This is a genomic window from Psychrobium sp. 1_MG-2023, assembly GCF_030689115.1.
Classification (GTDB): Bacteria; Pseudomonadota; Gammaproteobacteria; order Enterobacterales; family Psychrobiaceae; genus Psychrobium.
Genome location: NZ_JAUYVJ010000027.1, coordinates 1 through 13,887 on the forward strand (window position 1 = coordinate 1; position 13,887 = coordinate 13,887).

The following is a 13,887-nucleotide window of genomic DNA, read 5'->3' on the forward strand; positions in this document are numbered from 1 at the left end:
GTCCCCTTCGTCTAGTGGCCTAGGACACCGCCCTTTCACGGCGGTAACAGGGGTTCGAAACCCCTAGGGGACGCCAACATTGCAGATAATCAAAAAGTCCAGGGTCCCCTTCGTCTAGTGGCCTAGGACACCGCCCTTTCACGGCGGTAACAGGGGTTCGAAACCCCTAGGGGACGCCAACTTTTTCTTCTGTCAATCGGCAGAAGTTCCAGAAAGCAATATCTTATAATTTAATTCATAATTTTATAGACAACTCTTCTACTATTTTCATATTGTTATTCATGAAACGAAAATGTCTGAATGTATAAAACGATTTATTAGTTTTTTGCTTAACACTACCAAAAATATAAAATTCAAATAACTAATACCAATTCACCTAATTACCTGATCACTTTCCGCAATATAAACCAATAATAGCTTTATTATTTACTGCCAATATAGATAGTTACATACACCAATAAATACCTTGCCGATATGGATGGTGGCACGTAGGTTCTGGTTGGAATCTAGAGTCTGTGCGCTAATCTGTTTATTCTCGTTACAAAATTGATCTCTTAATTAATAGGATTGGCATAACCCTTCATGGTCTGCTCTAAAGCAATCTAAAGCAATCTAAAGCAATCTAAAGCAATCTAAAGCAATCTAAAGCAATGGCAAGTATCAGGATACTTGAAGCAATGTTGTTATTAACCAGATTATTGTTCACGGGCTAAACGAGTGATAGCTGCGTTTATTCTCGTCAACAGTTTATTCGCTTAATTAACGGCATTGGATAAACTTATTCTAGTGAAGAGGGGCAGGGAATAAAGTGGGCTTAATCCACTATTAGGCTTAAGGAAGAAGGGTGTGTGTTAGGCAGAAAACACTGTTATCGCTAGCTATAAAGGGAAATAACTAGCTAAATTTTTTTGACTTTATCAATATTAGGAAAGGGGGCCGAGCTGTATTTCCCCATCTTTAATTTGTGTTTTACTACTCGAATAATTTTTATACGTCGTCAAGTGCAGTTTATCAATATTAAGTTGTACACCTTCATGAAGCGTTTTACTTGATAGAATACTTGCTTGAGTTAATCTTAAATCGAGCTGCTCATCGAGATGACTGATGGCATTTTGAAGCTGAATAATCGTGACAACTTTTTGGTCAACATTTTTCTTCAATTGACTTAAGAGCTTTTTATGCTCTTTTTCACAATTTAGTTCAGCAAGCTTATCGTAGGCTTCTATTAATTGTTTTAATAATTCGTATTCGGTATGAAGATCTTTATTCAGTTCATTTTTTTGTCCGCGAATAGTATTAAAAGGTCCGCGAATTGATAGTAGGGTTTTACTACCAGAGTTACCACCAATTTCGACCGCAGAAATTGCGGTGCCGGCTTGAATGACTCCGCCAAAAAGAGTCCCTTTATTTTGCGCTTTATTACAGACAGTCACGCTACCAGTCACGGTGGCATTGGAATGCAGCATTTGTGTTTGTACATTTAAATTGCCGCCAGCTTCGATTTTTCCATATTGAATATATTGCGCGTGGATATTTCCACCTGCTGTAATATTGCAAGTATATTGCCCTTTAACTTTTGATTTATGGCCACTAATACCGTGTTGTACAGTAATATTACCTTTGGCTTCTAGTGTCGCGGAGTTAACAGACCCCCCTACGGTGATGTCACCTTGAGAGACCACTTTTAGCCCTTCACATACATCGCCAGAGATCATAACACTGCCTTCAAAATTGATATTACCGAAACCAACATCGACATTATCAACGGTTAAAATGTCATCAATAACTAAGCCATTATCAATTGCACGTGGGATCCCCACGCGGTTTGCAATTAATAAGTTTTCATCGGTGGATGAAACTTCAGTGCCTTCACCGATAGAAAACTCGTGCAGAACACCTGGTTGTGGTGCGATTGACTCCCCTAACACGTTAATGCCAGGCGTCCCTTCGGTAGGTAGGTGACGACGCATTAAACGGGCTGCCTCTTTAACCGTTAGGATATCTCCTAACTCTTTCATGTCCACTTTGCCGTTAGATTTAGCTTGAGGCTTTAAACTGCGTTGCTCCATTGTTTCAACAAGCATTTCAAAGGTTGAGTCTTGACCGTTTATCGGGGGGGTACCAGAGGCTATATGGTGCTTTGTAACATCTCCTGGATTGGCTTGATGAGACGCATTTAAAAACTCATCTAGCGTGTCATTTTTAACACCTTGCACAATATTGTATTGGGTTAAAGTTGTCATCAAGTCTGAGAAATCAATGTAGGTGCCGCCATAAGGGGCATTGATCACAGCATAAGCTTGCATTTCATCGGCTGAAAGTTCTATGGTGAGTGTCGCATGGCGCTTTTGTGAGACAATTATTTCTGTGCCGAGCTCAGCACATGTTTGCTGTTCTTCTGGTAGCGACGCTTCTTTAGTGCACTTATTGATCAAATCTGCTGCTAAAGCAATATTCTCTTCAACTTGAAAGAATTGAGATGAGTCTGAACGATTTAATAATTGGCAAATCTCCACAGCTCTAATCGCATTGCTTTGGGGCTCTACGGTAATGAGCATTTCCATACCGTCACTAGAAAGGCGTATAGATTGTGGTGAAAGCATACTGGTAACCTTATTATCGTTGGTCTAATATTAAAGTGCTATAAATTAAATTTTATTAGTCTGTTGTTATGTAGTCTACTACAATATTTTTCGAACAGTAAGTGCCAATACTGCTTATATTGATAGATGTTAGTTAACAGTTTATGGTCGCATCTCTCTTTAGACAGGGTGGGGCCGTTATCGCTTGAGAAAGAAAGTTTATTGATAAATGACCGGCTGAGCACTTTTTATTCAAAAAATTGGTGAATTACTGCTATATTTAGTGCGCAGCATCAAATAAATTAAATTATAACTATTCACCAAGTAAATATGGGGTTATAATTTGCGCCCTTTTTTTCAAGTCGGTACCCTTATAATATGTCAGATACGACCATCACCTTTAGCGATTTAGAGCTAGCTCAGCCACTTCATAAAGCACTAGCAGATTTAGGATATGAGCGTCCTTCACCAGTGCAGGCAGCTGCTATTCCTCATATGCTAAAAGGCAAGGATGTCATGGCATTGGCACAAACGGGTACTGGTAAAACAGCTGCTTTTGCATTGCCTTTATTAACGAATATTGATGTTGACTTAGCGCAACCACAAATCTTAGTAATGGCACCAACACGTGAGTTAGCAATTCAGGTTGCTGAAGCATTCCAAGCATACTCTCGTTACATTAAAGGTTTCCATGTATTACCGATATATGGCGGTCAAGCTTACCCACTGCAAATTAAAGCGCTAAAACGTGGTCCACAAGTAATCGTTGGTACTCCAGGTCGTCTATTAGACCATTTAAACCGTGGCACGTTAAAGCTTGATAACGTTAAAGCAATGGTTCTTGATGAAGCTGATGAAATGCTACGCATGGGCTTTATTGATGATGTAGAAACGATGATGGCTGCAACGCCGAAAGATAAACAAACAGCGCTATTTTCTGCGACTATGCCGGATGCAATCAAACGCATTGGTAATAGCTATATGAATAACCCTGAGTTTATTAAGATCGAAGCGAAAACAGCAACTGTCGAAAATATCGATCAACGTTACTGGTTTGTTCGTGGTAACACTAAGATGGAAGCTTTAACACGTATCTTAGAAACTGAAACTTATGATGGCGTGATTATTTTCTCTCGTACTAAGACAATGACCGTTGAAATTGCAGAGAAATTAGAAGCTCGTGGTTACAGTGCTGCTGCAATCAATGGAGACATGACGCAGCAATTACGTGAACGAACAATTAATCGACTCAAAAATGGTGGCTTAGATATCCTAGTTGCAACGGATGTTGCTGCTCGTGGTCTTGATGTTCCGCGTTTAGATTTAGTTATTAACTATGATATTCCTTATGATGCCGAGTCATATGTTCACCGTATCGGTCGTACTGGTCGAGCAGGGCGTAGTGGTAACGCAATCTTATTCGTAGCACCACGTGAAAAGCGTATGCTATACACTATCGAGAAGCTAACTCGTCAGCGTGTTGCAGAAATGTCTTTGCCATCACGTGATGATATTTCAGCTAAACGTATCGAAACATTCCGTGAAACACTTGATAAAGTAATTAAATCAGAAGATTTAGCCTTCTACCGTGAATTAAGTCAAACGATTGCAGCCGAAGATGAAGCAACGGTTGAAGAATTAGCGGCAGCGCTATTATTCATGGCACAAAAAGATAAGCCGTTACAACTTGAGCCTGAGCCACCTCGTCGTGAGCGCCGTGAACGTGATGACCGTGATAACGATCGTGGTCGTGAGCGTGGTGGTCGTGATAACGAGCGCGGTCGTGAACGTGGTGCTCGCCAACCACGTCAAAACATCAACATGGACACATTCCGTATTGAAGTAGGCCGTGCTGATGGTGTTCAAGTGAAGAACATTGTTGGCGCGATTGCTAACGAAGGTAACTTAGACAGCCAATACATTGGTGGTATTCGTTTACACGATAGCTATACGACGGTAGAACTACCATCTGATATGCCAAAAGAAACTATGGATCACCTTTACAAAGCGTTCGTTTGTTCTAAAGCAATGAAGCTGACTAAACTTCAATCTGGTACGTTACCAGACGATCGCCCTCGTCGTAACAGCCGTGAAGGTGGTCGTGATGGTGGCGGCCAACGTCGCGACGGTGGTAACCGTAATGAGCGCGGTGGTCATCGCGGTCAACGCAATGACTCTCGCGGTCATCGTGGTCAACGCAATGACTCTCGCGGTGGTCAACGTGACAATCGTGGTCCACGTCGTGATCGCAACGATAAGTAATTACGCTTAACTTTACTTTAATAAAACCCTAGGTTAGTGAAAATTAACCTAGGGTTTTTTTATGTCCGATGAACGGCATTTAAGAATCAAAATAACAACAAGTTGAATTATTGGATAAATAATTGTCGATATTATATCAATAGGGTAGAATAAGCCGCCCTTAAATGACTCCTACGTTTGGAGGTTTTAAGGGATTTTTTAAGTGCTAATTCTTAACTATTTCTTAGCACAACGTTTAAATTTAAATTAACATGTGATCTTTGGTATAGGTCACCACTGTTTAGGAAGACTTTTTAATGAATACTCCAGTTACAATTACACTGCCTGACGGTAGTCAACGTTCGTTCGAACATGCTGTTTCAATTATGGATATCGCCAACGATATTGGTCCTGGTTTAGCGAAAGCTTGTGTTGCCGGTCGAATTAACGGCGAGCGTGTTGATGCTTGTGAATTAATCGAAACTGATGCGTCTGTATCGATTATTACCGCTAAAGATGAAGATGGTGTAGAAATTATTCGCCACTCTTGTGCCCACTTAATTGGTCATGCGGTTAAGCAACTTTGGCCTGATGCCAAAATGGCGATTGGTCCTACTATCGATAATGGCTTTTACTATGACATTGATATGGAGCATTCATTAACCACCGAAGATTTAGCAAAGCTAGAAAAGCATATGCTTAAGTTAGCTAAAACTGGTTACGAAGTGGTACGTAAAAAAGTATCAGTAGATGAAGCACGTGCAGTTTTTGAAGAGCGCGGTGAAAACTACAAATTAGAAATTATAGATGGCATTGACCCAGACGCGCGTCCAGGTTTATACCATCATGAAGAATATATCGATATGTGTCGTGGCCCTCACGTGCCAAACATGAAACATTGTCAGCATTTTAAAATTATGAAAGTGGCTGGTGCATACTGGCGTGGTGATTCTAAAAATAAAATGCTACAACGTGTTTATGGTACTGCTTGGGCGGATAAAAAAGCACTAAAAGCATACTTAAAGCGTTTAGAAGAAGCTGAAAAACGTGACCACCGTAAAATTGGTAAGCATTTAGATTTATACCACATGCAAGAAGAAGCGCCGGGTATGGTGTTTTGGCATAACGATGGTTGGACAGTATTCCGTGAATTGGAAGACTTTATCCGTGAGAAGTTATCTCAGTACGATTACCAAGAAGTTAAAGGTCCACAAATTATGGACCGCTGTATGTGGGAAAAATCAGGCCATTGGGATAAATACAGTGATGGCATGTTCACTACACATAGTGAAGCACGTGATTATGCAATTAAACCGATGAACTGTCCCGGTCATGTTCAAATTTTCAACCAAGGTTTAAAATCATACCGTGATTTACCACTGCGCATGGCTGAGTTTGGTTCTTGTCACCGTAATGAACCATCGGGCGCATTGCACGGTTTAATGCGAGTGCGTGCCTTTACGCAAGATGATGCCCATATCTTCTGTACTGATGAGCAAATCTTAGCTGAAGTGACAGATTGTATCAAAATGGTCTTTGACTGTTATGAAACATTTGGCTTTGAAGACATCGCTATCAAACTCTCGACTCGCCCAGAGCAGCGTGTAGGCAGTGATGAAGTGTGGGATAATGCTGAAAAGTCATTACGTGAAGCACTAGAGCAAAATAACCTGGATTATGAATTGCAACCGGGCGAAGGTGCTTTTTATGGCCCTAAAATTGAATTTACCTTACATGACTGTTTAGGTCGTGCATGGCAATGTGGTACAATACAGCTTGATTTCTCAATGCCGGGTCGTTTAGACGCAACTTTTGTTGCTGAAGATAACGAACGTCATACACCAGTGATGATTCACCGTGCAATTCTGGGGTCGCTAGAACGTTTTATTGGTATTCTTATCGAAGAGTACGCGGGATTATTTCCGACGTGGTTATCACCAACTCAGGTTGTAGTGATGAATATTACCGATAAACAGAGCCAATATGTCACAGATATCGTAAATAAATTGAAATCTAGTGGAATTAGAGCCAAAGCGGACTTGAGAAATGAGAAAATAGGCTTTAAAATTCGTGAACATACTTTAAAGCGTGTACCTTACCAAATTGTTATTGGTGATAAAGAGGTAGAAGCGCAAGAAATTGCTGTTCGAACTCGTAAAGGGGTTGATTTAGGAAAAATGTCTGTTGAGACATTCATCAACTCACTTACACAAGAGATCAACAGCCGTAGTCTTAAACAACTGGAGGAATAACAGATTAAAGGCGCAAGAAGAGGACAAGTGCAAAAAAAGAATTTGCACCAAATAAACGGTGAAATTACCGCTAGCGAAGTTCGTTTAACGGACGCAGACGGTCAACCTGTAGGTATTGTTTCATTACGTGAAGCGATGGCATCTGCTGAAGAAGCCAACCTAGACTTGGTAGAAATTAGCCCAAATGCCCAGCCGCCAGTATGTCGTGTTATGGACTACGGTAAATTCATTTTTGAAAAAGCTAAAAATGAAAAAGAGCAGCGTAAGAAAAATAAACAGATTCAGGTTAAGGAAGTTAAATTCCGTCCTGGAACTGACGAAGGCGACTATCAGGTAAAACTACGCAACCTGACTCGCTTTCTTGAAGACGGCAACAAAGCAAAAGTAACGCTGCGTTTCCGTGGTCGTGAGATGGCACACCAAAACTTAGGTAGCCAATTATTGAATCGAATTAAAGATGATTTAGTTGAACTAGCTAATGTGGAGTCCTTTCCTTCAATGGAAGGTCGCCAAATGGTGATGGTACTTGCACCGAAAAAGAAATAGTTAGGGCAATTCAAGTTGCAAATTGGCTACCAACTTCGGTCGGTAGCCAAATTTTGTACGCCTTGCTATATATTATTAACCCAATGCGAAGTAGAAGATTTAACAATGCCTAAGATGAAATCTAACAAAGGCGCCGCAAAACGTTTCAAGAAAACGGGTTCTGGTGGCTTCAAATTCAAACATAACCATCTTCGTCACATCCTGACAAAGAAAAGCACTAAGCGTAAGCGTCAATTGCGTTCTAAAGGTATGATCCATAAAGTGGACGTTCCTTCAATCAATCGCATGCTTCCTTTCGCATAGAACTTACTGGAGAATTTGAACAATGCCTAGAGTAAAACGTGGTGTACAGGCTCGCGCGAGCCACAAGAAAGTTTTAAAGCAAGCTAAAGGTTATTACGGTGCACGTTCACGTGTTTATCGCGTAGCGTTCCAAGCTGTAACTAAAGCTGGTCAATATGCTTACCGTGACCGTCGTCAACGTAAACGTCAATTCCGTCAATTATGGATTGCACGTATTAACGCTGCTTCTCGTCAAAATGGTATGTCTTACAGCCGTTTCATCAACGGTCTTAAGAAAGCATCTATTGAGATCGATCGTAAGATCCTAGCTGATATCGCAGTATTCGATAAGCACGCATTCAGCGTACTTGTAGAAAAAGCGAAATCTGCACTTTAAGTTAGTTTAACCTTAGGGTTAACACTTCAAGTTTGAAAGGGACCTTCGGGTCCCTTTTTTGTGTCAGAGATAAAGGTTTATCATTGATGGGTTTGCATCTCGCAGCTCATTTGCGTAATTAAGTCTTTGACTAAAAAATTCACCAAACTGTGATTAATTGTTTGTTACAATGCGTTATTACTATTATTAATAGAGTTTTGACTCATTATGCTAGAACGCAATCAATTACTAACCTACCTTGATGATTTATTAAAACCTCAACAAATTAAAGACTATTGTCCAAATGGTCTTCAAGTTGAAGGGGCTAATGATATAAAAAAAATTGTTACCGGTGTAACAGCTTCTCAAGCACTTATTGATGCAGCTATTGCTGCTGGTGCAGATACATTGTTAGTTCATCATGGTTACTTTTGGAAAGGTGAAAATCAAACCATTACCTCACTTAAAAAGCGTCGTATTAAAGCGCTTCTTAATGCTGATATTAATTTAATTGCTTACCACCTACCGCTAGACATACATCCAACGTTGGGTAACAACGCACAGCTGGCAAAGTTATTTGATATTACAGCGGTTGAAGGGCTAGAACTTGGGAATCCTCAAAGTGTTGCTGTTAAAGGGCGCTTGGTCAAAGCAAAAACAGTAACCGAATTAGGAAGCGTAATTGCGCAGCAATTAGGGCGAGAACCGTTAATTGAAGGCGCTAAAGATAAAGTCATTAAAACTATTGCCTGGTGCAGTGGTGGTGGTCAGAGCTTTATCGAAATGGCTGGTGAGCAGGGCATTGATGCATTTATTAGTGGTGAAGTATCAGAGCAAACGATTCACTTAGCACGAGAGTACGACATCGCATTTTTTGCGGCAGGTCATCATGCTACTGAGCGCTATGGGGCTAAGGCGTTAGGTGAGCATTTGGCCGTTGAACTTGGTGTTGATGTTGAATTTATTGATATTGATAACCCAGCTTAACAGATTTATTAGGCCATAAAAAAAGCTCAGCAGTTGCTGAGCTTTTTATTAACGGTGCTTTTTAATATTTATAGTGCCATACGATCTTTTGCAGCAGAGGCCAAGTCTGCAACTAATTGTTCGGTATCTTTCCAGTCAATACAGGCATCTGTAATACTCTGTCCGTAGACAAGAGGCTGACCCTCGATTACGGCTTGGTTACCTTCCTCAATAAAGCTCTCTGCCATGATACCAGCAACCTGCATGCTTCCAGCACGCATTTGTTGCATCACATCTTGCGCAACACTTAATTGATTCTTGTGTTCTTTCTGGCTATTACCGTGACTAAAATCAATCACGACAGATGGCATTAAATTAGCTGCTGCAAGTTGATCACAAGCCGCCGTTACATGCTCTTTACTGTAGTTAGGCGTTTTACCACCACGCAGAATAACATGGCCAAATGGGTTACCATGTGTGCGATAAACAGTCATTAAGCCATCTTTATCTGGTGAATAGAAAATATGGGCTTCACGTGATGCCCTCACTGCGTCAATCGCGATTTTTGTATTGCCATCAGTGCCATTTTTAAAACCGACAGGGCATGACAGAGCTGAGGCCATTTCACGGTGAATCTGACTTTCTGTGGTACGTGCACCAATTGCGCCCCAACTCACTAGATCGGCAATATATTGCCCATTCACCATGTCTAAGAATTCGGTTGCTATTGGGAGTCCCATCTCAGTCAGTTCAACTAAAAGGCCACGGGCTAGGCGTAATCCTTTATTGGCTTGATATTTACCGTTCAAATCTGGGTCGCTGATTAATCCCTTCCAACCAACTATGGTACGTGGTTTTTCAAAATAAACACGCATCGCGATGACAAGTGATTCTTTATATTGTTCTTGTAACACTTTTAGGCGTCGGGCGTAATCAAGTGCCGCTTCAGTGTCATGAATCGAACAAGGTCCTACAATAACCAATAAACGCTTATCTTGGCCGTTAATGACAGCTTCAATCTCACGACGGCTATTGATCAGTTGATTGGCCCCTTCTTCTGATAAAGGAAACTCACTGGCCAATTGGCTCGGGGTAATTACCTGATCGATATAGGTAGTTCTTAATTCATCGGTTTTAATTGACATGATTATTACTTCGTCTAAATTTTCTTATAATTGAATGCTGCCGCTACCTTAGCCCAAAGCTAGTCGCAGTTAAAGGGCAAAGGCACGAATTGTGGTAATAAAACGAAATTATTATGTATAGCCAAGAATATATTGGTATTAAAACATTTTTCGCTTGTGACCAGTGACATCTAAAATTTTCGCGGTGATCTCTTCAACACTGTAATTTGTCGTGTCAATATAAGGGATTCGCTCTTTACGATAGAGCATCTCTACTTCTTTAACTTCCATTCGACATTGGCGCATTGACGAGTATTGGCTGTTCGCACGGCGCTGGCTTCGAATGTCGTGCAAGCGGTTTGGATCGATAGTTAAGCCAAAAATTTTATGCTTATGCGCTTTTAACTCTTTAGGGAGTTCGAGGTAGTCCATATCTTGACAAATAAACGGGTAGTTAGCGGTCGCAATACCAAACTGCATTGCAAGGTATAAGCTACTCGGTGTTTTACCGCAACGAGAAACACCCACTAAGATGATTTCAGCGTCATCGAGGTGTTTTAAACTGATACCATCATCGTTATCAAGCGAGTAGTTAATAGCGTCTATGCGAGCACTATAAGCTTTATTAGCAATGCCATGGGTTCGGTGGAGTGTTGGCTCGGCTTTGAGTCCTAATTGTTTTTCTAACGGGGCAACGAAGGTATTTAGAAAGTCATAAGGTAAACAGTCAGTGCTATTGATTATTTCTCGAATTGTTTCATCGACAATAGAGTGAAATACCAACGGTAATTCATCTTCATAGGTGCTGGTGTTAATTTGACTGGCGACCTCTTGAGCTTTATCAATACTCTCGACAAAAGGGATAGTTATTTGATCGAACTTGGTATCAAACTGTGATAAAACAGCATGACCTAACACTTCGGCGGTAATAGCTGTGCCGTCGGAAATATAAAATACTTTACGCAAAATTTTATCCTTTTGTTAAAAAAATGGGCAATGTTGATTTTTGTGATTTACTCAGCATTTTATAGCAGTGTAGAATGCGATTACCAATTCTATTTTAATCCACACAAAATATTGTGAATATGGGGACTTTCTAGTGCAAGATTATGTACTTTGGTATGAACAGCTTGGCATGGGTGATGTTGAGGTTGTTGGTGGTAAGAATGCGTCTTTAGGCGAGATGATCAGTAATTTATCAAATGCAGGGGTTCAAGTTCCTGGTGGTTTTGCAACCACAGCCCATGCGTTTAATGAGTTTTTAGAAACCAGTGGTATTAACGAAAAAATTTATCAGCTATTAGATGATTTAGACGTTAACGATATTGCTGCGTTGGGTGATGCGGGTAAAACGATTCGTCAGTGGATCATTGATACACCTTTTCAAGCGCCATTAGAAGAAGCGATTAAGCAGGCTTATGATAAATTAGCTGCAACTTCGCCAGGTATGTCATTTGCTGTTCGTTCATCAGCCACAGCAGAAGATATGCCTGATGCTTCTTTTGCAGGTCAACAAGAAACCTTTTTAAACGTGGTTGGCTTAGAGTCGATTCGAGAAGCGGTTAAACATGTATTTGCCTCATTATTTAATGACCGTGCAATTTCATACCGTGTTCATCAGGGCTATGATCATCGTGGTGTTGCACTCTCTGCTGGTATTCAGCGGATGGTACGCAGTGATATCGCTGCATCTGGTGTAATGTTTACCTTAGATACTGAGTCAGGTTTTGAAGACGTCGTATTTATTACGTCATCGTGGGGCTTAGGTGAGATGGTTGTTCAGGGTGCGGTAAACCCAGATGAATTTTATGTACATAAGCAAACTCTTGCTGCTAATCGTCCAGCTGTTGTTCGCCGAAATATCGGCAGTAAATTGGTAGAGATGGTTTACTCTGATAATACTAGTCATGGTAAACAGGTTGTCATCAAAGACATTGAAAGTGAACGTTCACAACAGTTCTCAATTAGCGATAGCGAAGTGGAAGAATTAGCTCGCCAGGCTCTGATCATCGAGCAACATTACGGCCGTGCGATGGATATCGAATGGGCTAAAGATGGCGATGATGGCAAATTATATATCGTTCAGGCTCGTCCTGAGACAGTCCGTTCTCGCGAAGACGGCAACTTCATGGAACGCTACACGCTCAATGAGTCAAGCACTGTGGTTGTTGAAGGTCGTGCCATTGGTGGCAAGATTGGTTCAGGTGTCGCGAAAGTATTAACTTCACTAGATGAAATGGACCGTATTCAAGAAGGTGATGTATTAGTTACTGATATGACAGACCCTGATTGGGAGCCAATTATGAAGCGTGCTTCTGCTATTGTGACAAATCGCGGCGGCCGTACATGCCACGCGGCTATCATTGCACGAGAGCTTGGCGTACCCGCTGTAGTTGGTTGTGGGAATGCCACAGACTTAATCAAAGAAGGCGATCACATTACAGTATCTTGTGCTGAAGGTGACACGGGCTTTATTTACGATAAAGAGCTGGACTATTCTGTAGTGACCTCAGAAGTGGATAACATGCCGGAGCTACCATTAAAAGTGATGATGAATGTCGGTAACCCAGATCGTGCATTTGATTTCGCTCGCTTACCTCATGCTGGTGTTGGCTTGGCGCGTTTAGAGTTTATTATTAATCGCATGATTGGTATTCACCCTAAAGCCTTAATTAATTATGATTTACAATCAGAGCGTGTTAAACAAGAAATTGACGAAATGATTGCTGGTTATAGTTCACCTGTTGAGTTCTATCGAGCTAAGTTGACCGAAGGTATTTCTACTCTTGCTTGTGCATTTTCTCCTGAGAAAGTGATTGTGCGTATGTCTGATTTTAAGTCAAACGAATATGCTAACCTTTTAGGTGGTGAGAATTACGAACCGGAGGAAGAGAACCCAATGTTAGGCTTCCGAGGTGCTTCACGTTATATCTCTGAAGAATTTAGAGACTGTTTTGCACTGGAATGTGACGCAATTAAACGCGTTCGTAATGACATGGGCTTTATCAATGTTGAGATTATGATCCCGTTTGTTCGAACACTAGAAGAAGCAAAGGCCGTTATCGAGCTACTTGCTGAACAAGGACTCAAACGTGGTGAAAACGGTCTACGTATCATCATGATGTGTGAATTACCATCAAACGCTTTATTGGCGGATGAGTTCTTAGAATATTTCGACGGTTTCTCTATTGGTTCAAATGACTTAACTCAGCTGACACTTGGTTTAGATCGTGATTCAGGAATCGTTTCTGAATTGTTTGATGAACGTAACCCAGCAGTGAAGAAGTTATTATCAATGGCTATCTCAGCGGCTAAAGCGAAAGGTAAGTATGTTGGTATTTGTGGTCAAGGGCCATCAGATCATGAAGACTTCGCAGCTTGGCTAGTTGAGCAAGGTATTGAAAGTGTTTCATTAAATCCTGATACCGTACTTAAAACATGGCTGTATTTAGGTGAAAAATATAACAGTTAACGATTATTTGTTGTCACAAATAAAAATTAGCTAAAAATATTAAGCG

General features: G+C 40.9%; 10 protein-coding genes and 2 tRNA genes. 9 read left to right on the forward strand and 3 right to left on the reverse strand.

What is annotated here, in order from left to right; all coding sequences use genetic code 11:
• Positions 1-76 (forward strand) — tRNA-Glu (locus tag Q8W26_RS13550).
• 27 nt (positions 77-103) lie between these two features.
• A tRNA-Glu gene (locus Q8W26_RS13555) sits at positions 104-179 on the forward strand.
• A gap of 744 nt (positions 180-923) precedes the next feature.
• Here the strand turns inward: Q8W26_RS13555 and Q8W26_RS13560 are convergent.
• The gene (locus Q8W26_RS13560; RefSeq protein WP_101213512.1) at positions 924-2,603 is read right to left on the reverse strand and encodes a DUF342 domain-containing protein; all 1,680 of its coding nucleotides are present in this window, start codon (positions 2,601-2,603) and stop codon (positions 924-926) included.
• Between the two features lie 357 nt (positions 2,604-2,960).
• Between Q8W26_RS13560 and Q8W26_RS13565 the strand changes: the two genes are divergently transcribed.
• From Q8W26_RS13565 to Q8W26_RS13590, 6 genes are all read left to right on the forward strand, one after another.
• Positions 2,961-4,844, forward strand: a complete 1,884-nt coding sequence (locus Q8W26_RS13565; RefSeq protein ID WP_101213511.1) for a DEAD/DEAH box helicase — start codon at positions 2,961-2,963, stop codon at positions 4,842-4,844.
• A 296-nt stretch (positions 4,845-5,140) separates the two neighbouring features.
• Positions 5,141-7,075, forward strand: a complete 1,935-nt coding sequence (gene thrS, locus Q8W26_RS13570; RefSeq protein WP_101213510.1) for a threonine--tRNA ligase — start codon at positions 5,141-5,143, stop codon at positions 7,073-7,075.
• Between the two features lie 27 nt (positions 7,076-7,102).
• The gene (gene infC / locus Q8W26_RS13575; protein ID WP_370694285.1) at positions 7,103-7,621 is read left to right on the forward strand and encodes a translation initiation factor IF-3; all 519 of its coding nucleotides are present in this window, start codon (positions 7,103-7,105) and stop codon (positions 7,619-7,621) included.
• Positions 7,622-7,726: 105 nt separating this feature from the next.
• Complete coding sequence (rpmI, locus tag Q8W26_RS13580; protein ID WP_101213508.1) at positions 7,727-7,924, forward strand: 50S ribosomal protein L35; 198 nt, start codon at positions 7,727-7,729, stop codon at positions 7,922-7,924.
• A gap of 22 nt (positions 7,925-7,946) precedes the next feature.
• The gene (gene rplT / locus Q8W26_RS13585) at positions 7,947-8,300 is read left to right on the forward strand and encodes a 50S ribosomal protein L20 (protein ID WP_101213507.1); all 354 of its coding nucleotides are present in this window, start codon (positions 7,947-7,949) and stop codon (positions 8,298-8,300) included.
• A gap of 207 nt (positions 8,301-8,507) precedes the next feature.
• The gene (locus Q8W26_RS13590) at positions 8,508-9,266 is read left to right on the forward strand and encodes a Nif3-like dinuclear metal center hexameric protein (RefSeq protein WP_101213506.1); all 759 of its coding nucleotides are present in this window, start codon (positions 8,508-8,510) and stop codon (positions 9,264-9,266) included.
• A gap of 68 nt (positions 9,267-9,334) precedes the next feature.
• Here the strand turns inward: Q8W26_RS13590 and Q8W26_RS13595 are convergent, their stop codons facing one another.
• Together Q8W26_RS13595 and Q8W26_RS13600 are read right to left on the reverse strand one after the other, a co-directional pair.
• Entirely contained in the window at positions 9,335-10,390 is a 1,056-nt protein-coding gene (locus Q8W26_RS13595) for a 3-deoxy-7-phosphoheptulonate synthase (protein ID WP_101213505.1), read from the reverse strand.
• A 138-nt stretch (positions 10,391-10,528) separates the two neighbouring features.
• Entirely contained in the window at positions 10,529-11,338 is an 810-nt protein-coding gene (locus Q8W26_RS13600; RefSeq protein ID WP_101213504.1) for a pyruvate, water dikinase regulatory protein, read from the reverse strand.
• A gap of 130 nt (positions 11,339-11,468) precedes the next feature.
• On the opposite strand from Q8W26_RS13600, the gene ppsA reads away from it, so the two are divergent.
• Complete coding sequence (ppsA, locus tag Q8W26_RS13605; protein WP_101213503.1) at positions 11,469-13,841, forward strand: phosphoenolpyruvate synthase; 2,373 nt, start codon at positions 11,469-11,471, stop codon at positions 13,839-13,841.
• Positions 13,842-13,887: the final 46 nt, after the last annotated feature.